General features: G+C 37.7%; 16 protein-coding genes and 7 pseudogenes. 14 read left to right on the top strand and 9 right to left on the bottom strand.

Annotated elements, in window-relative coordinates; translation table 11 throughout:
* Positions 1-249: pseudogene (locus H1P_RS36165) on the top strand (hypothetical protein); the annotation flags it as partial.
* Positions 250-358: 109 nt separating this feature from the next.
* Here H1P_RS36165 and H1P_RS16100 read toward each other — a convergent pair.
* The 4 genes from H1P_RS16100 to H1P_RS16085 all read right to left on the bottom strand — a co-directional run bounded on the left by H1P_RS16100 (position 359) and on the right by H1P_RS16085 (position 4,100).
* On the bottom strand, positions 359-1,432 hold the full coding sequence (locus tag H1P_RS16100; protein ID WP_144869065.1) for a glycerate kinase: 1,074 nt from the start codon (positions 1,430-1,432) through the stop codon (positions 359-361).
* A gap of 4 nt (positions 1,433-1,436) precedes the next feature.
* A complete protein-coding gene (locus tag H1P_RS16095; RefSeq protein ID WP_144869062.1) occupies positions 1,437-1,781 on the bottom strand; it encodes a DUF565 domain-containing protein in 345 nt (114 codons plus the stop codon).
* Between the two features lie 120 nt (positions 1,782-1,901).
* Positions 1,902-2,480 (bottom strand): DUF3611 family protein, encoded by a 579-nt coding sequence (locus H1P_RS16090; protein ID WP_144869059.1) that lies wholly within the window; start codon positions 2,478-2,480, stop codon positions 1,902-1,904.
* A 168-nt stretch (positions 2,481-2,648) separates the two neighbouring features.
* A complete protein-coding gene (locus H1P_RS16085) occupies positions 2,649-4,100 on the bottom strand; it encodes a BCD family MFS transporter (RefSeq protein ID WP_144869056.1) in 1,452 nt (483 codons plus the stop codon).
* A gap of 229 nt (positions 4,101-4,329) precedes the next feature.
* Here H1P_RS16085 and H1P_RS16080 point away from each other — a divergent pair.
* Positions 4,330-4,608: pseudogene (locus tag H1P_RS16080) on the top strand (zinc ribbon domain-containing protein); the annotation flags it as partial.
* A 152-nt stretch (positions 4,609-4,760) separates the two neighbouring features.
* Here the strand turns inward: H1P_RS16080 and H1P_RS16075 are convergent.
* The 3 genes from H1P_RS16075 to H1P_RS16065 form a co-directional block, all read right to left on the bottom strand.
* On the bottom strand, positions 4,761-6,542 hold the full coding sequence (locus H1P_RS16075; RefSeq protein WP_144869054.1) for a ribosome-inactivating family protein: 1,782 nt from the start codon (positions 6,540-6,542) through the stop codon (positions 4,761-4,763).
* Between the two features lie 693 nt (positions 6,543-7,235).
* Positions 7,236-10,196, bottom strand: a complete 2,961-nt coding sequence (gene polA, locus H1P_RS16070; RefSeq protein WP_222427077.1) for a DNA polymerase I — start codon at positions 10,194-10,196, stop codon at positions 7,236-7,238.
* 775 nt (positions 10,197-10,971) lie between these two features.
* Positions 10,972-11,754, bottom strand: a complete 783-nt coding sequence (locus tag H1P_RS16065; RefSeq protein WP_144869052.1) for an RDD family protein — start codon at positions 11,752-11,754, stop codon at positions 10,972-10,974.
* Between the two features lie 236 nt (positions 11,755-11,990).
* Here H1P_RS16065 and H1P_RS16060 point away from each other — a divergent pair, with 236 nt between their 5' ends.
* The 4 genes from H1P_RS16060 (at position 11,991) to H1P_RS16045 (ending at position 15,396) form a co-directional block, all read left to right on the top strand.
* Entirely contained in the window at positions 11,991-12,608 is a 618-nt protein-coding gene (locus H1P_RS16060; RefSeq protein WP_144869050.1) for a DUF4129 domain-containing protein, read from the top strand.
* 169 nt (positions 12,609-12,777) lie between these two features.
* The gene (locus H1P_RS16055; protein ID WP_144869048.1) at positions 12,778-13,902 is read left to right on the top strand and encodes a DUF4350 domain-containing protein; all 1,125 of its coding nucleotides are present in this window, start codon (positions 12,778-12,780) and stop codon (positions 13,900-13,902) included.
* Positions 13,903-13,967: 65 nt separating this feature from the next.
* Positions 13,968-14,399: a hypothetical protein gene (locus H1P_RS16050; RefSeq protein WP_144869046.1), complete on the top strand. Its 432-nt coding sequence runs from the start codon at positions 13,968-13,970 to the stop codon at positions 14,397-14,399.
* Between the two features lie 43 nt (positions 14,400-14,442).
* On the top strand, positions 14,443-15,396 hold the full coding sequence (locus tag H1P_RS16045) for an AAA family ATPase (RefSeq protein ID WP_144869044.1): 954 nt from the start codon (positions 14,443-14,445) through the stop codon (positions 15,394-15,396).
* 60 nt (positions 15,397-15,456) lie between these two features.
* Here the strand turns inward: H1P_RS16045 and H1P_RS16040 are convergent.
* Positions 15,457-15,822, bottom strand: a pseudogene (locus tag H1P_RS16040) (WD40 repeat domain-containing protein); the annotation flags it as partial.
* Between the two features lie 2 nt (positions 15,823-15,824).
* Here H1P_RS16040 and H1P_RS16035 point away from each other — a divergent pair.
* From H1P_RS16035 to H1P_RS16005, 7 genes and pseudogenes are all read left to right on the top strand, one after another.
* Positions 15,825-16,313 (top strand): annotated as a pseudogene (locus H1P_RS16035) (reverse transcriptase/maturase family protein); the annotation flags it as partial.
* Positions 16,314-16,560: 247 nt separating this feature from the next.
* Positions 16,561-16,792 (top strand): annotated as a pseudogene (locus H1P_RS16030) (IS630 family transposase); the annotation flags it as partial.
* A gap of 29 nt (positions 16,793-16,821) precedes the next feature.
* Positions 16,822-16,986, top strand: a pseudogene (locus H1P_RS16025) (transposase); the annotation flags it as partial.
* A gap of 179 nt (positions 16,987-17,165) precedes the next feature.
* Entirely contained in the window at positions 17,166-19,532 is a 2,367-nt protein-coding gene (locus H1P_RS16020; protein ID WP_144869040.1) for a M10 family metallopeptidase C-terminal domain-containing protein, read from the top strand.
* A gap of 817 nt (positions 19,533-20,349) precedes the next feature.
* The gene (locus H1P_RS16015) at positions 20,350-20,622 is read left to right on the top strand and encodes a reverse transcriptase N-terminal domain-containing protein (protein ID WP_144869039.1); all 273 of its coding nucleotides are present in this window, start codon (positions 20,350-20,352) and stop codon (positions 20,620-20,622) included.
* A 207-nt stretch (positions 20,623-20,829) separates the two neighbouring features.
* On the top strand, positions 20,830-21,126 hold the full coding sequence (locus H1P_RS16010) for an HNH endonuclease family protein (RefSeq protein ID WP_144869038.1): 297 nt from the start codon (positions 20,830-20,832) through the stop codon (positions 21,124-21,126).
* A gap of 96 nt (positions 21,127-21,222) precedes the next feature.
* Positions 21,223-22,170, top strand: coding sequence for an isopenicillin N synthase family dioxygenase (locus tag H1P_RS16005; protein ID WP_144869037.1), 948 nt, complete (start codon positions 21,223-21,225; stop codon positions 22,168-22,170).
* A 105-nt stretch (positions 22,171-22,275) separates the two neighbouring features.
* Here H1P_RS16005 and H1P_RS16000 read toward each other — a convergent pair whose 3' ends face one another.
* A complete protein-coding gene (locus H1P_RS16000; RefSeq protein WP_144869036.1) occupies positions 22,276-22,569 on the bottom strand; it encodes a Precorrin-3B methylase in 294 nt (97 codons plus the stop codon).
* A gap of 223 nt (positions 22,570-22,792) precedes the next feature.
* Here H1P_RS16000 and H1P_RS38315 point away from each other — a divergent pair.
* Positions 22,793-23,326, top strand: a pseudogene (locus H1P_RS38315) (transposase domain-containing protein); the annotation flags it as partial.

Raw genomic sequence — 23,326 nt, 5'->3', positions numbered from 1 at the left:
CAGCCAGTAACTTATCCCGTACAACAGCCAGCAGGAACTGTCTATCAGCAGCCAGTAACTTATCCCGTACAACAGCCAGCAGGAACTGTCTATCAGCAGCCAGTAACTTATCCCGTACAACAGCCAGCAGGAACTGTCTATCAGCAGCCAGTAACTTATCCCGTACAACAGCCAGTAGGAACTGTCTATCAGCAGCCAGTAACTTATCCTGAAATACCTCTAAACATTAACTATCAGCAAAATAAATAGCAGTAAAGATTAAATGCTGAAATTTGAAGATTCAGAGATTGGGTTAACCTAATCTCTCTCTTTCTTTATTGACAGAAAAATTAATGTTAGAGAAAAAGCATTCTCTAAATTATTGGGGTTTATAAATTTTTCCGTAACTATGATCGCTCTTGATTTCTACTACTAAGTCTACTGAATTGGGATTATTAACCAATGGTTTAATAAATAAATCTGGATGTAGAGATCGCCAATAGTAATCGACAAATTTTTCAACTTGAAGATCGCTCATTCCCGTACGTCCTTGAGCAATCATTTTATGTTCTGCTTCTTTACGCCACTGTTTACTTAAGCGGTAATCTTCAGGATAAAGCACCAACAAACGATCTAACTTATCCCAAAGGGGAAGATAAGCTTTGAGTCTTTTATTACAATCTTTGGCAAACTGAATGTCTTCAGGTGTTAGGACAGGGTGCATTTTACGTTCAAAAACTCTTTCTGCTAGAGGACGAACGCCCACAAACCAACCTTCTAATAAGACAATATCAGCAGAAGTAATTGCTTCTGGCTCAATGCGATCGCCAGCACCATTGTGTGCGGATTTATCAAAACGAGGAATTAAAATTGGCTCTGGGTTATTTTCGATCAGACATTGTTCTAATACTTGAAGTCCCAAGTCTACATCATGAGTTCCTGGAGGACCACGCCAAATTAAACGGGGGTCTATTTTTTGAAGTTTTTCTCGTTCTGCGTAAGTTTTATAAAGATCATCAATAGAAATTACCGCAGTAGTATAGCCAAGATGCTGTAGCAGTAAACTTAAAATTCCCGCTAAAGTACTTTTACCTGTCCCTTGACCTCCTAAAATACCTTGAATAGGTGTTCTACCTAGTTTTTGACGAGCTTCTGCTAAATCGATCGCCAGAGGTAGCCAAAAAGTCCAGAGTAAAGTGAGGCTTTCACTGTTTTCTTGTTTTATACCTTGATGCTCAAACCATTCAAAAATACTTGTATATGCTGAATTAAAAAGCTGCGATCGCGCTTCGATGAACTGTTGACAATTATTTTGATTAATTCCAAAAGCTTTAGCTCTTACTTCAGCTAATAATTCTCTAGCAATTAAAGCTTCCTGCTCGTCTTCTGTAGGTTTTTTTCCATTCATCCAACCCTGCAAAATATCTAAAGTAGTGGAATCGATTTTTCGCATACTTCTAAGAACCTAATTTGAAAGCTTCTAAAAATAAACTATAAGTAACCCCAATTTTAAATAAATTTAAGGTATTCAGCCACAGTGGAAAGCGCACTTTTATGATTGATTTACTACGATAACCATAAACAAAGCGACTTATTAATTCAATAAAAGCAAATAAAATAGCAGCAGCAGGAACATCCCAAACTGCATCTTGCCCTGCTGTAGTAACAATAGCAGAACCCATAAAAAATCCCATTAAAATACTAATTAAACTTAAAGCAATTCTCCGCCAGGGGTTAATAAACAACAGTTCTAACTGTTCGACCACAGAAGTTACCAGAGTATTTAAGCGAGTACGTTGCATCTTTTGTAAGGATGAGAAATGAGGGATGAGAAATGAGGGATGAGGGATGAGGAACAATCAACCATCAACCATCAGCAACTAACCATATTATCGCGCTTGACGGGACTAACCAAAAACTAACTATTTACTGATACGATCTATAAGCCATAAACCGATAACAATACCAGCGAAATGAGAAAAAATAGTATGAACATTGGCTAATAGAGCCATAATCTCTACTGGTTCAATTAGTTGATTAGTATTATAAACCGCAGCCCCCGCAGGTATTTGTGCAGCTTTGCCATATAGTATCCCCGCAAAAGCTTCTGCACCAATTAAAGAAATGAACATCCCTAATAAATTGCTGGCTAAGCCCAGTTTCATGAGACGAATTGTATACTTTTTATTGGGACGATCTTTGCTATTGCCTTTTTTCAGGTTATTCCCAATAGAAATATAGCGACGGAAAAAGAAGAAAATACTGATAGCTAAAGTCAGCACCCCCAAAGCAGCACAAAAAATAGCTAAACTTTTACTTCCATCTTGATTACTCGTGCTTCTTAATAAGGGACTGGCAAAAAATAAGAGCATTAAAGAGACAATGCCTAAAACTAACTGTAGCCAAAACCCTGCATTGCCGAAGATAATCAAATTTGTTGATATTTGCTTAACTTTGGGTGATAAAGGCGAAAAAGAAGCAAGATCAGAATCTCTAGTCATTAGTGCGTCGTCATCGGAAAATCCAATGCTCCAATCAGTGATTAATTTTTATCTTAATGTTTTTAAATCGTAATTAATTTGCAATCATTAATTTTTTAGGTGGTGGTTAGTGGTCAGTGGTTAGTTGTTGATGGTTGATAGTTGATTGCTACATGAAGTACTTGTTTTTTAATCTAAATCTCCTTCCATCACAGTTGCGATCGCTTTATTAGTAGTATCTTTGAACTCTTTGACATCTATTCTACTTAAAATAGTTACAGCAATTAACATAGCTACTATTTGGGTAGCAAACACAGAGCCATAGGCTAATACAGGAGTCGTAAAGATTGCTCTGCCGATATCTAGAATTACCCCACCCACTACTGTAGCGAAAGCTCTTGACATTGCTTGTGCTAATCCCCAAGCACCGATGAATGTTCCTGCGGTTTCGGCTGCGGTGAAATCGAGCATTAGACTAATACCGCCAATGGTAGCCATTCCTGCGGTGATCCCAAACAGCACAATAGCAGATTGTAAAACAGTTTCTTCTTGGGTAAATCCTGCCAAAATAATCAGGATAAAGCTAAAAGCAACTAACAGACAACCTAATTTAGTAGTTAATTTTTTGCCCAAGCGAGGAGTGACTAAGAAGCCAGTGAGACTGTAACCAATTAAGATACCAACACCCCAGTTTGCATTTAGTCTAGTGGTATCTGCGATCGACATTCCAAAAACTTCACCGCCATAAGGCTCTAAAACCGCCTCTTGCATAAACAAGCCAATAATCAGCAAACACAAGAAAGAGAAAAAGATCCCAGTTTGACGACTTGCAGTTAAAATCTTTAAAGATTTACCCAGAGTCATACTGTCTTCTCTTTCTGTAGATTTAGAACGATTACTGAAACGAGAATATTTTTTTTCTACTCCCCAAGTAGCAACAAAGGCGAGGGAAATTACCAGAAAGGGAACAAAAGCAAATACAGAATTAATTGGTGCTTGCAAATTCTCCAGAGGTATTTGTCCTGCTGCAACCCCTCCTGGATTAATCTCTTTAAGGACAATGCTACCACTGATACCACCAATAACAATTCCTACCAATAACATTGACCAAGCTACTGCTACTAACTTTGAGCGATTTGATTCTTCTGAAATGTCTACTAATAAGGCGGTAAAAGGTGTAGAACTACAACTAGCTGCAATACCATAAACAGCCATAATCAAACCGAGTAAGGCTGTCCAACCAATGGTTTGTGTATTCCACAACCAGCCATCATTGGCTCTTACCACAGCACCTAATTGCCAAACTACTTGAACGGCAAAAAACACCGCAACGCTGAATACAATTGCTCCTAAGCGTACATAACCAGTACGATGTCTGCCAAAAATTGGTTTGGTGTCTGATAACTGTCCAAACCAAACTCTAGCAGGGGCGATAAACTGAGATAAAGCTAGTGTACCTGCGGTAATTGTAGCAGGAATTCCTAATTCGCTAATCATAACCCTATTTAATACTGCTAGGGTAAGTACTGACATTAAACCCAAAGCTAGGTTAAATAAGCCGAGGCGAAATACGGTTAAAATCCCTACTTTACGCGGTGGATTAATTGGTAAGGAAGGTTCGGAATAGTTACTGGTTTCCATAAATTAAGGGTTTGTTATAACTGTTCGATCTTAAAGGAGGATGAATACTCGTTCAAAATTTTATTATAAGTATATAGTTGCAGGATAATTAATATGGTGCAGTTAAGTAATAATGTTTTTGTCTCACGCAAAGACATTTATCCCATTCGATCGAATGCGGGTTCGCTCGCCAATTATGGGGGGAGAAAAATAAAAATTTAAAGTCCCCCAAGCTTGGGGAATTTAGGGTAACGTATCAGGCTTAATTAAAAACGGTAAATTGTCAAAAGCTATTGCTGATTCAGGATTCTCTGAATTTAGACGACAACTAACATACAAAACCGAATTATACGGTAGTAAATTAATTGTTGCCGACCGCTTTTTTGCCAGTTCTAAATTATGCCCCAAATGCGGACAGAAAAAAGAAAAACTCTCACTTTCAGTCAGAGTTTATGAATGCGATAATGATAACTGTGATTGGATAGCCGATAGAGATTATTCAGCTGTGATGTTGGGAAGCTCATGCTAACTCTTCGATAGCGTGAGAGGATGTCACTAAATTCGCTTTGCTTGGAGTAGGTGTATCTCTGGAGGTTTCCCCACAAAGATACCACCTCAAATTATCATAAAAAGCCAGCACTATATCGCAGTAGCCACTAGTTTCTGGAGGAGATCGACTAATTAAGAACTAGGTCCTCCAGGAAACGTGTCAGTCGTAGAACCTGGCACGAGAGAAATCAAGTTGCGCGCATCACGCAAATTATCAATCCTGAAATTATTGCCGAGATCTACTGGTCGGATGTTGGGATTTCTCTGAACGTCCTGAACGTATTGACCAATTTGCCCCCAATCGGTTGTAGCTCGTAGCAATCGCTCGTCGAAAGCTGTTCCTCCATCATTGCGGAGGTTTGCTTCTATTCTTTCAGCAATGCCGTTAAATCTTGCTCCTTCGGCAAATGCGGTGGCAAGGTTCAACAAGCTTCGTCGCTCTGCATTGCCATTAATACCATTATCGACAATATTTATGTAGTTCTGGGCATTTCCATTAAATGTCATAGTGTCAATATTAAGATTTGCGCGCTGGACTGCAGCATTTTCTATTTGAGTGTAACTTTCCGGAATGCCAGGCAAAACATTGATGGTCGTGCGGCCTCCGTCAGCATATCCAGCTTCTACCAATGTTGGGATAAATGTCTGACCCTCAGTCTGCCCTATTGGTCTGTATTGATATTCCTCATTAACCACACCATTAAGCTCACGCTCACCGCCATATCCTATGCCTACTATATACATACTAGTGGGTTCTATCCATAGCTGTATGCTAGGGGCTAGTTCCCTACCACCCAGAAACATATCTACGCGAATTGGGTTAAACTCGCCATTAAAATTCGGGGTTATTCCTACCCTATCCGCTCTTCCTCCTTCGAGAAGAACTCGAGCAGTTGCAGCTTGGCGTATGGCATCAATTACGCTGCGATAGTTATTACTTTGAGTGTTCCCACTAGCATTTCTGCCATCCTCTTGTACAGAGTTGCTGAAGGTTATAACATTTCTGACTCTATTTGCCTCGGCTTCTACTATGTCTCCGTCTACCATGACAACTGCCGTATCCTCTGGGGCATTGATAAAGGCATCGGGATTGGTAGCGGGATCGAGAGAGGTACCGTCTGACACCGCCAACAAACGCGCCCCCACATCGCCAGGAGCGAGATCGATTCCCATAGCAGCAGCCTCAGCAGCAATGGCTTCACCATATTCTTCCTTGGCAACATCGAGTAAATCTTGACCTTCTAAATCTACCGACAGCAGTGCTGTCCCTCCCGAACTAGAATCATTCTTAACAAATGCTCCGTTTGTTCCTAAAGACAGAGTGTTATCGTCCAGTTGGGGATTCTCCGCAAGAATATCTTGTAACGGTGCTTGGCTGGCGACGGAAAAATCAACCGCAGGTCCTTGCCCTTGGACGAGATTATCGAAGAGGAGATCGAGATTCTGTTTCTCAACATTTGTCAGGTTGTCTGCTTCTTTTCCTGTCAAAGCTACTATCAACTGTTCTCGCTGTTCTTCATTGCCCGCAGCAACTTGATAACTCAAGGAGGCTACTTCTCCAGCCTGCTCCGCTTCCTCGTTGGTGAGAAGAGTATCGTCGTAGCCAGCAACTACCCGCTCGGCTCCAGACAGGTCGTCAAAAACACCATCTGTCGTTCCTGTTTCTCCATCTGTATTCTTGAGCGAGATCGGAGCATCGCCAGAAATTTGAGGGTTAGAAATTGTTTCAATGGCGTAATTATCTAAATTCAGCTCCTCAGCTTCAATATGGATCGCCGAATCATCCCACTGAGAATCGGTAAGTTGAGTCTCATGAATATTGTTAGTTGGTTCGAGATCGGAAATAGAATCTTCCGCAGAGAAAGATAATACTGATGAATTAATATCTGCAATAGAAGTTGACTCTAGATTCATAATTGAGATTTAATTAATTAGTTTCATCTTATTAATAGGTTAAAAAAGAAAAAAATACGTTAACAGTACTTAAACAATTAACGAAGTTAAAATGGAGTAGAATAATTACCAAACAAATATTTCACGTTTTCGATCAAATTTTTTCTGTCAGATTTAAGTTTTTCTGGAGAAATATTCGAGCTAAATTCATCTTTAAAATCTTTTAAAAAATTAGTGCAAAATGAATTGAAGAAAATTAGAAAAAGGCGATCGCTCTGGGAATAATTTAAGTTATAATAAAATCAATAAACTTAGTAGAGAAAACAACTAATTACCTAAAAAATTAGCCTGAGATTTAATTAATCGAAAAAAAGATTTTCAACAAATTGCTTCTGAATATGGTTATCAAGCTCCAAAAGGTAATTGGATTGTTTTGCCCGATCCTGGTTTTGAAGCAGTACGCTCTTTAACGGGTTTTTAAAGTGCGAGCGGGAATTCCCTTCCCGTTCTAGGGGACGGGATGAAAGCGAGTCTGGAATATATGCTACTTGCCAAGGCATTCAGTGATATACCTTCTGATACCAATTATCAAAAATAGCATCGCTTTATTAAGTAAATTATTATTTGTCTTTAAACAGTTTTTCTTAAATGATTTAAGATCTCTCTTGCCAAAGTTTACTGTATGAATAGCCTTTAAATTGAGTTAATCACTAACTATTTAGCTTCCATCCAATTATTACCAGAATGAATTTCTACGACAAAAGGAACGCTAAGACTAACAGAATTTTCCATTGTTGCTTTGATTTTAGTTTCTAATTCTTGCCATTCATTGGGAGGAACTTCAAGTACTAATTCATCGTGAACTTGTAGTAATAAATTGGCTTGATATTGTTGTAAAATTTGGTGCAGTTTTATCATCGCAATTTTGATAATATCGGCACTAGAGCCTTGAATTGTCGAGTTAGCAGCAGCCCTTAGTAATTGAGCATCTTGATAGTTATAATCAATGTTATCTAAGTTGATATTATCGGGGTTTTCTCCTTGGAGTTTTTGGAGATTACGGCTAGCAAAGTTAAAATAACGTCTTCTACCTAAGATGGTAGTGACAAATCCTTGGGTAACTGCTAATTTTTTAACCGATTCTAAGTAGTCAAATACTTTAGCGTAGCGTTGGCGATATTTGTTAATAAATTCTCTCCCCACATCGGTAGTCAATCCTGATTCGCGGGAGAATCTTCCTGCACCCATACCATAGATAACACCGAAGTTAATTATTTTACCTAAGCGTCTTTCTTCTGAGGTAATATCTTCTTTTTCAAATAATAGTTGTGCGGTGACACTGTGGACATCTAAGCTGTTACGATAGGCATCTACTAAGACAGGTTCTTGACTTAAATGAGCTAAGATTCTTAATTCTATTTGAGAATAATCTGCTGCGACTAATAACCAGTCTTTTTTAGGGATGAAGGCTTTTCTAATTTGACGCGAAAATTCGGTACGAATGGGAATATTTTGTAAGTTAGGGTTAGAAGAAGATAGTCTACCTGTAGCAGTTACGGCTTGATTAAAATCTGTATGTACTCTTTGGGTATCAGGGCGGATTAACGCAGGTAAGGCATCAACATAAGTGGATTTAAGTTTAGATAGGGTACGATATTCTAAGATGCGATCTATAATTGCATGATCGTCTTTAAGCTTTTCTAATACTGCTTGATTGGTAGAGTAACCTGTTTTGGTTTTACGAGATTTTTTGCGATTTAAGCCTAATTTATCAAATAAGATTACGCTTAGTTGTTTGGGAGAACTGAGTTTAAATTCTTCTCCTGCTTCTGTATATACTGCTTGTTCGATTTGTTGCAAATCAGCATCTAGTTGTTCTGAAAACTGGTTGAGGTATTCCACATCTAAAGCTATCCCTGTAGACTCCATTTTAGAGAGAACTATTTCTAAAGGTTGTTCTACTTCTTTTAAGAGTTTATTTAGTTTGGGATATCGATCTAAGTCTGCTTGGATACGGGGTACTAAACAGTAGGTGGCGTAACAATCTAAACCGCAATATTTACCTACAGTTTCAATATCTAAATTGGCAATAGTTTCTCCTTTAGCAATACCTAAGTCTTTGTAGCTTAAAGCTATCATTTCAATGCCATAACGTTCTGATAAATTGGTTAAATTGTGGCTGTTATCGGGATTGAGAAGGTAACTTGCTAACATAGTGTCAAAGACAACTCCTGCTAGTTTAATTCCTTGATATTGCAAGACTAAGCGATCAAATTTGGCATTTTGTAAGGCTTTAGGATATTTATCGCTTTCTAAGATATCTTTTAATGCTGCTAATACTTGAGATTTTTCTAATTGTATTCCTGCTGTATGTTTTGTGGGGATGTAAGCTACTTCATCTGCTTGTTCTCCCCAACAACAACCAATACCTACTAATTCTGCGTCTTGAGGTTCTAAAGATGTGGTTTCTGTATCCCAAGCAACGGGATTATTAATATCTGTTTGTTGTTGCAGAATAGTAATCAATTCTTGTAATTTTTCTGCTGTATCGATGATGCGAGTTTGAATATTGCTAGTTATAATTTCTGGTTGAACTATTACTTCTTCTTGGGGAGCAACGGTTGTTTCTGTAAGAGTTTCAACGGGTTCTTTTTTCTCAAATAAGGATAACTGCTTGTTATCATCGCCTGTTGCTGTTTCTTCTGATAAAGTTAGAGTTTTGGTGTGATTTTGTAGTAGTACTTTTTTAATCCGATCGCCGATTTTTTTTAACTCTAGCTTTTTTAAAATAGCACTGACTTCACTTATATCAAAGCCTTTTATCTTACAGCTACCTAAATCAATATCTACGGGGGTATCTAAAGCAATCTTGGCTAAAAACTGAGAATGAAAAGCGTTATCTTTATCTGTTTCAAGTTTCTTTTTAACTGCACCTTTCAAGTTATCTAGGTTCTGATAAATATTATCTAGGGTTTGGTACTCTGTGAGTAGTTTGACTGCCGTTTTTTCTCCTACTCCTTTTACCCCAGGAATATTATCAGATTTGTCACCACATAAAGCCTTATAATCTACTATTTGTTCTGGTGTTACCTGTAGCTTGTCTATTACAGCTTCCTGATCGAAATAACTATAACTTTGATTACCTTTAATGCTCTTATTATCAGGATACAATATCTCTATATTACGACGATCGTCTACTAGCTGAAATAAATCGCGATCGCCACTAAGGATTTTAACACTATAATTAGAATCGGCAGCTTGTTGTGCTAAAGTCCCGATAACATCATCCGCTTCATATCCTGGTACAGTAGCAGTGGTAAAGTTTAACGCTGCTAATAACTGTTGTAAATTTTCCAGATCGGGATAAAAATCATCAGGAGTCTCACTACGATTAGCCTTATAGTTACTATCTGCTTGATGGCGAAATGTGGGTTCTGGTAAATCAAAAGCGATCGCTAAATATTCGGGCTTTTCTAACTCAATCACCTGTAATAAAGAATTAAGAAAACCAAAAGATATACTGGTAGGAATTCCTGTGGAAGTACGTAAAGCTCCTTGACGAGAATAAACAAAAGCGTAATAAGCACGAAACGCTAAAGAATGACCATCAATGAGAATAAATACTGGTTTTTCTCGATCCATATTGTAATGATTAGCAGGAGCAGTTTTAGACATAGAGGTATTGTAACTATTTGCTTAAAAAGCAAGGATTTAGATATTTAACACAAATATTTTTAACCATCAACTTTTGTTAATATAAGTAACAAGGAGTTGTGGTTCAAGAAAGACCGAGTTATCTTCAATATAGATACGAAAAAGAGTTCACAAAAGCTCTTCCCAAGTCAGATTATAGTTTGTATCTTCTATCTATAATCTAACCCCATAACTTTACATTTAGTAGTAAGTGATAGTGATGGAGTTGCTGGGTTGTTAAAAACAACTCTCGACAACCCGTAATTTTAGCCAAAATTGGTAAGTTTGATGTAGAGTTATGAAGATGTAAACCTTAGTTAGTAAGTATATAGTCTATCAATATATTTCAAACGCTGATTTCCTTCAAGGAAAAGCTACTATATCAACGAGGGGCAGTTATCAACCTTATCGAAATCGATTGTTGTAAACTTAATTTTTAATTGTTAGTTATTTCGCCTGCCCCTCTAAATCAAAGAACAAATTAAATTTAATAAATTACAATTAAGAAGCGATGTTAACACTTTTTGTGACATCGGTTTTGTGTTTTTAGGGATCGCTCGCTCGCTAGTAGATATTTAAGCATTGGTATAGCTGTACAAAATTAGATTAGGACATTAAAATTTACGAGCTTCGGAAGTAATGAGTAACTCGTCATTGAGTAATGAGTTTTTTGATTAAACAAAAAATGTCTTAATGTTAATACGTAACGCTGTATTTATGATTTAAACCTCCCTAATTCCTAATTATTTTGATCTCTTTATTGAAGATCGTTTTTGTAACCTAGATAAATCGCTTCTAAAAATAGACGAGCTGTCGTACCTTCAGGTATTTCCTCTAAATGAATAATTTCTTTAACTTGTAATGCCAATTTACGAGCTACCTCTTTATGCGCTTTAGAACTCATCATATCTCGTCGCTGTAAATAGTTACGAATCACAGCAAAATTTTCTGGTGATAAAAGACTAATATTAGCTTCTTGATTCAGCTTAATCGCTAAAGACTTTGCTTCTGGAGTAATGCTAATATTTTTGCTTTTTTGAGGCTTATCTTCTTGAACAACAAGAGTTCCCGCTACAATATCGCCAATCCGTTTTTCTTTTTTAGTTAAAGCAATCAAAAACATTCCCATAAATAATAGGTCATCAATTGGTCTTAGTAAAGCTCTTAAAACTGCTTGAGACAAATTAATAGTTCTGCCATTATCTGCAATTACGCGAATACTAGCTCTTTTTTTTCCTGGGGTTTGCCCTTGCCATATAGTTTCAAATAAGCAAAAATAACCTACATAAATTGCAAAAACAATTAAAATTTCAATTGCCCATAACCATTTTACAATGTCATTTTTATTTTCTACTAATAAATTGGAGGCACTAACTTGGTATGAAAGAAATATAAATATAATCAAAGATAATGCTAAAACTCCACCTAAAATCAAGTAGTCAATAACTAGAGCATAAGCACGATTTCCAATTCCTGCTAAAGTAAATTCTAGCTCAACGCTTTCAGGAGTTTCTAAATTAATACGGTTAAAAAGACTCATAGTCTTAAATAGATATAGGATTATTTCAATTTATCGATATTTTGCTATTTGCAAGATTTCAATTTAAACATATTTTAAAGTACTAGACAAATAATCAATATTATAGCTATTGACAATTAAATAACCCTAGAAAAGTTTAAAAAGTTCAAAAAGAAAGAAAAGAGTTAAAATACATCTTATCGGTTTAAGAAGCACTATCAAGTAAGTAGAGCATAAAAATATTTGAATTTATAATAATGTTGGCTACAGTATTCAAACAAGATAGTATTAGATGGAAAATAGCATTACTACTACAAAGATTGCAAGAATGGTGGGAAGTTTTTAGTTCTCAATTATTAGATAATGCTCCTGATGTTCCCCAATTAAATTTAGATGCAGAATGGATCGAGCAGCTAATTAAAATATTGTTATGGTCAATTATAGCTGCTATTTTGATTTGGCTGACTTGGCAATTTTGGCTACTAATTCGTCCTTACTGGATAAAGTGGCAAAAACCACGAAGACAATTGCCTAACTTATTAGATGCTAAAACAGAAGCAACATTATCAATTAATGAATGGATTGCACAATCTCAGTATTACCAAAAACAAAGAAATTATCGTCAGGCAATTTTTTGTCTTTATCAAGCTATGATTCAAGAATTAAGCGATCGCAATATGATTTCTATTTTATCCAGTCGTACCGATCGTGAATATTTAGCATTAATTAAAAATTTACCACTAGTAGACTCTGACTCTTATGAATTATTATTAACCACTCATGAAAAGTTGTGTTTTACCAAGCAAGCTGCGTCTCAATCTTTATGGGAACAGTGTCAGCAAGCTTATCAATTGATAAGTACCCGTGCAAAATAGATTAAGAGCGTGGAGATAGGCAATCCGCAAGAGGCAAGAGGCAAAAGGTAAGAGGACATCATGAGTGTGTAAATAATTACGACCAAATACTTAGTAAATAGTAAATAGTAAATAGTAAATAGTAATTAAATATTAACAATTAACAATAATTAAATTATTAACATTATCTATGATTTTTCAGCAGCGTAAATTATGGCTATGGATGGGAATTGTTTTAGCTGCGATCGCCATTTTAACTATATTTACTGCACCTAATAGTAATAAATTGATGGCGGGTTCTACTTACAGTAAAGAACCTGATGGCTATGGTGCATGGTATGAATATATGTCTAATAAAGGTGTTACTCTTAAGCGTTGGCAAAAACCTTTTAACGAGATTATTCATGATTCTACAGATAATTCAAAAAATAAAACTATAACTTATGTTCAAATTTTTCCTGATAAAATACCTGTAATTTATTCTAACTCTGAATATTATAAGTGGGTTGGTAAAGGCAACAAATTAATTATTTTAGGAGTCGAAGCAACGGCAACCAAAGCTCCTTTTACTTCCCAACATTCCTATAAAAATTTACAGTTCCAACTTAAAACAACTCGGAGAAAACAAAAAGTAGTTGATTCAATTATTCAAGATGAATACGGTGCCGTAGTTTGGCGGACAAAAGTTAAGCAAGGAGAAATAATATATGCAGTTTCTCCCTATATTGCTGCTAATGCTTATCAAGGAGTTTCTGATAATTTTGAATTTATGGCTCAGTTAGCTGATAGTAATAACGAAATTATTATTGATGAATATATTCATGGTTATAAAGATATTGAGACGAAGCAAGCAGAAAGACAAGAAACTTTAAGCCAGTATCTTAGTCAAACTCTTTGGTTGCCTTTGACTATTCAGGGATTATTAATAACCATAATTTCTCTCATATTTTCTTGGCAACGTTTTGGGCAAGCAAAAAAAATTAAAGTAACTAATATAGATAACTCTCAAGCTTATATAGAAGCTTTAGCAGGAGTACTAGAAAAAGCAGAATCTACAGATTTTGTAATCAAGGTAATCAATAAAGATGAACAACTAAAACTACAGCAAAAACTGGGCTTAGGCAGAAAAATGTTACCGACCAATATCTTAATAGCTGAGTGGGTTAAACAAACTCAAAAATCACGTAATCAATTACAACAACTCTTGCAAATATCGCCACAAAAAAAACGTATTAGTGAAGTTGATTTACTTAAATGGATTCAAAAATGGCAACTTATAAATAAAGAAGAAGAAAGAAACAACAAAGCAAGATAACTCTTCTTTGGGCTACGAATCCCTTATAATGAATAATTTGAATTCAGAAACCAAATTTTTCAGCAATGCCCAAACCTACTCAAGCACATCTAGAACGTATCGTAAATAAAAATGAGTCTATAGAAGCCAGACAAAAAATTTTAAGCCAAATGCCCTATTATATGGGTGCTAAGTTGCTAGAAGTGAGAGTTGACCCCCAATCGGTCATATACAGATGGTCAGTGGAAGATAAGGGCAATAAACAAATTTGCACTCTTAGTGCCTTTTGGGGTGATTCTAAAACAAAAATCCTGTCAGGAAAAGAGCCTCTTATGGAAAAGGAATTAATTAATTGTGCTAAAGGTAATGCTTTTTCTGGAATAGAAGAAACTGCTAAATTATGTGGCTATAAATCTGATATTGAAAGTTTCACAGCTAATTTAAAACAGGCTGTGGCAGAGCTAGGATTAGATATTAACTCAATTAAATCTCTTAAAAAATTAATTCCTGAAAGCTAATAAGTACTGGGACACAATTAAGCTAATTACGTGAACAAAATTGATGGCTAATAATTCTTTGCTTAATTCATTGTTACAAGCAGTAAATCGGATTGTTCTAGGACAGTCCGATATTGTAGAGCAGTTATTAATTGCTTTACTTAGTAACGGTCATGTTATTTTAGAAGGAGTTCCAGGTACAGGAAAAACTTTACTGGTCAAAGTATTATCTAAATTAATTACTGCTGATTTTCACCGAGTACAACTCACTCCAGATATTCTTCCTTTAGATATTTTAGGTACTAATATTTTTGATTTTAACAGCCAAGATTTTACCTTAAAAAAAGGCCCTATTTTTACTGAAATATTACTTGCTGACGAAATTAATCGTACTCCCCCAAAAACTCAATCTGCGCTATTAGAAGCAATGGCAGAACAACAAGTAACATTAGATGGAGAGACTATTGCTTTACCTACTTTATTTTGGGTGGTTGCCACACAAAATTCTTTAGAATTTGAAGGTACTTATCCCTTACCAGAAGCCCAACTCGATCGCTTTTTATTTAAACTAAAAGTAGATTATCCTGCACCAGAAGCAGAAAAACAAATGCTGCTCAACTCTCAAGCAGGATTTAAAGCTGAAAGAGTAGATTTAGAACGTATTGAAGCAGTTGCTACTGTCAAAGATATCTTGGTGTTGCGAGAACAAGTACAGCAAGTACAGGTAGCAGAAAACATTATTGACTATCTAATCGCATTAGTTAGACAAACCCGCCAGCATCCAGACTTAACTTTAGGCGCGTCTCCTCGATCTGCGGTAGCCTGGTTACAAGCTGCCAAAGCTCAAGCTTTTTTATCAGGAAAAGACTATGTTACTCCCGATGATGTTAAAGCTGTGGCTTCCCCTTTATTGTGTCATCGCTTAATTTTAAAACCAGAAGCCCAATTAGACGGATTGCAAATTAATTCTGCGATCGCCTCTATTTTAAAACAAGTACCCGTACCAAGACAAATTTAAAAGGGTGTGGGTAATTTGAGTAATGAGTAATGAGTAAAATTTAATTACTACATTCTTTTTTTACAACAGAACCTCTGTAACCGCACCTAAAGCTTTTAAAGTCATTTTTTGTGCTTCGGTAACGCCAGAAATTGCCCTAATATTCATTTTTTCGTATAGCTTAGGAGATCGCAATGTCCTAAGACATTTTCCTGTCAGAATATCCCACAATTTTATCGTTTCATCATGACTAGCACTGGCGAGTATATTTTCTGGGGAAGAAAAAGCCAAACTGGGAATAACCCCGCGATGACCTGAAAGCACTTGCAAACATTCTCCTGTTACAATATTCCAAATTCTAACGGTAAGATCGTCGCTACCACTAGCTATAGTGCGACCATTATGACTAAAAGCAACGGACAAAATACCCTGTTCGTGTCCGAGAAAAGTTTTTAAACATTAATAAAGGTTATAAGAAAGGGTTCACTCCCTCAACCTCTGGTACTCCCCAAGGGGGGGTAATTTCTCCACTCCTAGCTAACATTGCCCTTCACGGGCTAGAAGAACAGCTTAAGGATTGGTTATGGAATGAGAAGAGATATCGAATTCCAGAATGGAATGCCACTAAACAGAAATGGGGAACTATCGGAATGGTAAGAACCCAACCAACCTTATCGGTCGTTCGGTATGCAGATGACTTTCTGGTTATTCATCTCAACAAGGAAATCATCGAGAAAGCTAAAAAAGTAGTTGAAAAATTTCTATGCCAAATAGGCTTATATATCAAACCCTCAAAGACTCAAACGGTACACTCTACCGCAGGCTTCGATTTTCTTGGTGTTAATATTAAACACTACAAAACGGGTAAATACAGAAGCGCGAAACGAACCAACGGCAAGCCAACTGGTTATGTGGTACTTAAGCTTAGACGCATTTAAACTGCATTCTTCAATTCTCGTCAAGGCAATAGGCAACAGAAAGTATGCAACTTAGGCGAATCCAAGCTTATCTCTCTTTTGTCACTCTAGGATAATTTAACGAATTTACGCCATTTCAGCTTGCGAAAAATCAAGCTTTCAACCGACTCTGACAGAAGAGAGTTATCACACCTAGTAAACAGGCTATCCAAAACCACTACCAACGCCTAGCCCAAATCGTTGATTCACACAGGGTAACTTCTTGTAATTTCACTATACTCCGAAACACGGCAGTTGGCTGAATATGGCAGAGATTGAGTTGAGTGTTTTGAATCGTCAGTGTTTGAAGTGCCGTATTCCTTCCCCTCGATGCTCTCAAACTGGAAATTGCTGCTTGGGAAGAAGAGAGAAATCAAAAATCAGATTCTGTTAATTGGCGATTTACCACAGCAGATGCTCGCATCAAATTAAAGCGACTTTATCCCTCAATTCAAACTTGATGAACTACTAGGGTGGGTGAACGATTACGATCGCTAACTATTTTCTGGAGCGACTTACCAGTAGCTTTGTTGAAGGGTTTAACAACCGAGTTAAAGTTTTAAAGCGTCGTTGCTATGGCATTTTTGATGTAGATCGTCTTTTTCAACGACTCACACTCGATATTCATGGCTATGAAAGATTTGGTCTTACTTGACTCACACCATATCTAGTGTTTACCACGGCAATTCCAGAAGAGCCAAAAGCAACATCATCACTGAAAGAGCTATTGTTAAATAATGTAAAGAAATAGCAGAGTTAGAGCAATCAGAACAGATAAGTCAATAGAAACTAAAAAATTGTTTTTTTCCGAATGACTTTAAAGAGGTAGAAAAAATGGCGTTAACACAACCTATCAAAGCTTTATTACAGGCAAATCAACTTCGTTGGAATTCTGACCAAATTGATGAAGAAACGAGAGTTCCTACTACAGGAGGAACTATTGGCTCGGGAGTCGATCTCAGTTATCAATTTATATCTTCACGTCCATCAGGATTGAGTACCGAGGCTTTTAAAAACTTTACTTCCTTTTCATTTACACAAAGAAACAGAATTAGAACTGCACTGAATAATTTTTCTGATGTTGCGAATATCAATTTTACTGAAGTTAATAGCAATCCTACCGTCACTATTGGGTATGCAGAAACTTACTATGATTGGAATGGTGATGGAGAAATAGAAAATGATGAACGTGCGGGAGGACTAGCTCAACTTCCAAGAAATGGCGGTTCTCGAGTTGTTATCGATCGCAGTAAAGTAAATTTCGATATAGGTTCTTCGGGGTACCGAACTACTTTACATGAATTAGGACATGCTGTAGGTGGCTTTAATGACGTTACCGTGGGTCTGAATTCAAGTGAAGACTTTACCGAAGCACACGAAAATAGAAATAAGGGAGTTGATGGAGCGGTTTTAAACAGTAACCAAGATAGCAGGAAATATACTGTAATGTCTTACAACAATCATCCTGATATGAATGCCAATCCTAGTTCTCTGCTACTTTATGATATTGCAGCACTCCAGCACCTCTACGGAGCAAATATGGATACTCGTAGATTTAGCGATCGCTATACTTGGAGTAATAACTCAGCATTTATCGAAGCAATATGGGATGCAGGAGGCACAGATACTATTGATGCTTCCAATCAAACCCGCGACACGACGATTAATCTTAATGCAGGAAGTTTTAGTTCAATTGGTACTAATGGTTGGGGTGGAAACGCTAAAGATAATTTAGCGATCGCATATAATGTAACTATTGAATATGCATATGGAGGTACTGGCGACGATTCAATTACAGGTAACAACGCGCAAAATTATTTACATGGAGGAGATGGTAATGACACTCTAGTTGGAGGTTCTGGTCGCGATAGTTTAGTTGGTGGAGATGGTAACGATCGAATTCGCTCTGATGGTGATGGCGGACTATATTATGGTGAGGCGGGAAACGACTTGATGTTCTCTGGTATTGGTGGCGAAACGATGGATGGTGGTTCGGGAATTGATTCTATCTATCACATTGATTACGATGGTGACTACACATTTAATATGGCTAGTGGCGAAACTAATTTTGGTAGCGAAAGCTTTATCAACTTCGAACGTGTTTATATGGGAGACGGTGATGATGAAGTTACTGGCAATGCTTCCAATAATCGAATCTATGGGGGGAGAGGTAAAGATACTTTAGTTGGTGGTACTGGTCGAGACTCTATTTTTGGCGGAGATGATAACGACGAAATACACTCTGATGGAGATCGTGGATTCTATTATGGTGATGCAGGAAACGATCGCATGTTTGCTGGTTTTGGTAGCGAAACGATGGATGGTGGTTCTGGAGCCGACTGGATTTATCATCCTACAATCAATTGGAACTACGACTTTGATATGGAAAGTGGATTAACTAACGCTACTGGCGAAAGTTTTACTAATTTTGAACATGTAGTCATGGGAAGTGATAAGAATAGAGTGACTGGCAATGCTTCAGCAAATATTATTCATGGAAATGAAGGTGATGACACTTTAATTGGTGGTGCTGGACGTGATAGTTTATATGGCGGGGACGATAACGACGAAATACATTCTGATGGGGATGGCGGATTTTACTCTGGTGGTGCAGGAAACGATGTGATGTTCTCTGGTATTGGTGGCGAAACAATGAATGGCGGTTCGGGAATTGATACTATCGACCACACTACTTACAATGATGATTACACATTTAATATGGCTAATGGCGAAACTAATTTTGGTAGCGAAAGCTTTATCAATTTCGAAAATACGGTTATGGGAGATGGTAATGATAAAGTTACAGGAACAAATAGAAGCAATATTATTAATACTGGTGGAGGAAATGATGTTCTTAGAGGCTATACAAGCTATAACGATATCGAAATTGATTGGTTAACAGGTGGAGTAGGAGAAGATCGCTATATAGTCGGGGATTTACATGGTAATGCTTATACTAATGCAGGCAATAGCGATTATGCTCTCATAACTGGTTTTGAAGAAGGAGATGTGATTACCCTCGATCTCCGCGACAGTTACGACAATCACGATTATCGTTTCGGCTCGTCACCAATTGGGAATGTTTCTGGTACGGGTATTTTTGATGAGACTGGCGATCTACTTGCTTTGGTTGCAGGTGTTAACTCTTCTGATTTAACTTTAAGTCCTCAAAGCTATACTGTGTCTGTGAAATATGCATAAACGGCGATCCAACAGCAAATGGACAGAAAACAACGCCGAGCGTATGTGCGATTCGTTAGTATCAGGAGCTTCTAGAAAATAGAAGGGTATGGATACTGAGCTTAAACAGCAACGTTTGCCCACCATAGCAAACAAGCAGAAAATAGCTTAACTAATAGTTGGATGAGAGTGCGAGCAGATAGCTTCAGTCTCTCACATGAGGAGATATGTTACTCCCGATCTGTCCAAGATGACCCGACTCGGAATTCGTGCGGTTCGTTCATGACGAAAGTAGGCAAAAACCTATATAAAACATGGCTTCTAACCAATAGGTTAGATGACAACTGATTAGTTGATGAGGATGAAAGTCCCTCCCTTGAAACTCACAAGTGAATCCCAATCTGTCCAAGATGACCCGACTCGGAATTCGAGAGGTCTAAGCTGGAAACAGGGCGTAATCAGACATCAATCACAGATGACACTGACGCTAACGGGGAGTTCTCACGGTGAAACAGAGCCTAAAAAAAGCAACCTAGAGTCAGAAGGATGTGATAACCAAAGATGTAAATCTTAATCCGATCTTACCTGAGCTACGTATCCCGCCAAGTTTTGGATTCGACATTGGCAAAGAGTATGGGATTCAGGTGGTTGAAATGGCTACGCCTAAAAGAACAATCAATCAAGATATCGGAACGAATAAAAACGAATCTAGGGTCTGTAAATAGGTCGTATTTACGATAGACCTGACGAGAGGATTAATTCCTTAGATTCGGGTAGGACAGACCGTAACTGGCAAAAGGAAATCAGAGTAAGTTCACGCCCATGTAGGTTTGGGATTATGACGCATTACAAAAGTAATAGCGATGATTGGAAAAATGAAAACTGGAAACAACACCAGAAAGTAGTTTTTCGCTTACAAAAGAGAATTTACAAAGCAGTTAGAGAAGAAGACATAGCTAAAGCTAAACGTCTTCAAAAGCTACTTCTCTCTTCCTACTCTGCGAGAATGATAGCAATTCGACAAGTATCCCTCTTCTGTCAGACTCCGAAAACTTTTGTCATTTCTAAATTCTGGAGTCTTTGTAGAGAAAAGAATTGCTCGTTTTTTTAATAATAAAAAAAGCTCAAATTAGAAAATGCCTGTAATCCTCTCGCTGTAAGGGTCTATCTCGGAAAGTGACAAAAGAGGGGGATAGCAATCGAAGTAAAGATGTTGATTATGCAGTCAAGCTTCTGCACCGCCTTCCTTTTAATTTCTTCTCTCCTGCGATCGCATAATACGATAAAATCAGCATAGCGATCGCATTTTATCCGAACAATGCCTCTAGATTTAACTCGTTATCCCTATAATTGGCAAGAATTATCTCTATCTGTTAGAGAAAAAAATGGATGGAGGTGTAGTTGCTGTGGTAAGAGATGTTACAAGCTAGGAGAAATACCAAAAGAATTGACTCGTTCAGAATGGTCGGGTGCGATCTTACAGACCCATCACAGAGACTTTAATTGCTCTAATAATTCTCCGTCGAATTTAACCTCATTGTGCAGTATTTGTCATCTTAATGTGCATAGAAATAAATATAGTAGTGTCAGTCCTGGTCAACTGTCTTTATGGTAAAGCGAGCGTGCAACGGCGATCGCAGATTGCATCTGGTAAACCTTGAGAGCAGAACCCTTACAGTAAAATAAATCTCGATGTTTTTTTCCTCAAACCATGTCAGAAAAAATTCCTGTTATAGACTTTGCTCCTTTTAGAGAAGGAGATACAGTAGCCAGAAGTGCGCTCGCAGCAGAAATTTATCGCGCTTGTCACGAAATAGGGTTTATGTACCTCAAACATCCTGGTATCGATTCAGATTTAATCGCGAGAACCATGATGCACTCGCGTGCCTTTTTCAACCTTCCTTTAACTGAAAAGAACAAGCTGGCATGGTCGGATGAACCGAGTAATCGCGGTTATGTTGGAGTGGGACGAGAACGCTTAGACGAGAGCAAACCAGGAGATTTAAAAGAAGCATATAATATAGGCTTTGAATCTGGATCGACTCAATTAAAAAACCAGCCTTCTCTATCATGCAATCGCTGGCTTGAAGGGGACGATCGCTTTCGCGACACCATGTTAGATTTCTTCTCTGCCTGTAATGAAACTGCTAAAGTAATCTGTGAAGCTTTGGCGATCGCTATTAATCTTCCCGAAGCTTTCTTTGTCAATAATCATAACCAACAGGACAACACTCTAAGGCTTCTCCACTATCCACCCATCAAACAAACTCCCGAATCTGGGCAGTTAAGAGCGGGGGAACATTCGGATTACGGTAGTTTCACCCTTCTTTTTCAGGATGCCGTTGGGGGTTTAGAAGTGCGTAATACTCGCGGTGAATGGATCGAAGCACCCTTCATTCCCGAAACCGTCCTGGTCAATACAGGCGATCTCATGGAACGCTGGACGAACCATGTATTTTGCTCCACAAAACACCGCGTCAGAATTCCTCAAGACCAAAGAGCCAAGCAATCTCGTTACGCGATCGCTTTTTTCTGCCATCCCAACCACGATACTGAAATTAGCTGCTTAAAAACCTGTCATAGTAAAGAGCGTCCGAGCCTCTATCCCCCTATTACTGCTGGAGATTATCTTCTTTCTCGCCTCAAAGCTACTTATTGAATTTTAAGCCGACTTAATAGAGAGCGATTGCATCGATATTTTCTACTTCTGGAGGCGGAGAGGGTAAATCATGATTTATCAAATACAAACGAATTCTGCACCCTTCTACTTTCTTTTGCTTTTGCGTAAAAAGCGTTTTGTCGCCATCCCATTTGGTTTGTCCTTACCAAAATATTTCTCACTACGATAGCGCAACCAAACTCTTAGCTGTTGTGGAATTTGCTCTTTTTGTTCTGGTGTCAAAGTCTCATAAAGTACCAATGCCTTTTCTCTTTCTCCTCGGCAAGCAGCATTATTATGGGCATCCCAATAACTACGCGCTACCCTGATGCGCCGACAGACTTCTTTGACCTTATCCTTGCCCTTTAGTTCTTTATTTTTCTTCTTTTTGGCAACCAATTGACCCTCTTCTTTTTTAAAGATTCTGAAGCTTCGACAATTTTAACGCGGGGTAGATAAATCTTGTCATCGGTGCGTGAATGATATCCCAATACTGTTCGGTTAAGCTAAAAGATGAGTTAATGAGAGTATTCGTAACCGAAATCGTATGGAACTTAAACCTTTAACTCTTATTGCGCCAAAAATCCAAGTGAGTGAATTATTTCCCGCTTTGAAATTAATTATGTCTCATCAAGCTATTGAGGAGGCAATCTCGGAAACAAATAGTCAAGAAAAGCGTAACCGTCTGCTTCCAACTCATCTAATTATCGCCCTAGTAATTGCCCTCAACTTGTGGTCGAAAGACTCCGTTGTAGATGTGTTGAAGAATTTAGTTCAAGGATTATCAGCCTCATGGATTCCCCAAGGTATGAGGTGGAAGACTCCAAGTAAATCTTCAATCAGTGAAGCACGTCAAAGAGTAGGGTGCAGGGTAATGACGAGACTGTTTGAGAAACTAGCTAGACCAATAGCAAGGAGAGAAACTCCCACAGCTTTCATCAAAGGATTACGATGGATGGCAATTGACGGTACAGTATTCGATCTTCCTGATACGTGATGTAAATAGTCGGGTTTTTGGTTATCCAGGGAGTAGAAAGGGGACGAAGGCTGCTTTTCCCAAAGCAAGATTAGTGATATTAGTAGAATTAGGAACTCATCTGATTACAGATGCTCTAATTAGTCCTTATCGAATCGGAGAAAGAGTGAGAGCAATCAA

It is taken from the genome of Hyella patelloides LEGE 07179, from assembly GCF_900659865.1.
Taxonomy (GTDB): Bacteria; Cyanobacteriota; Cyanobacteriia; order Cyanobacteriales; family Xenococcaceae; genus Hyella; species Hyella patelloides.
The sequence above is the reverse complement of the archived record's forward strand: the minus strand, read 5'-3'. Positions and strand labels throughout refer to the sequence as shown.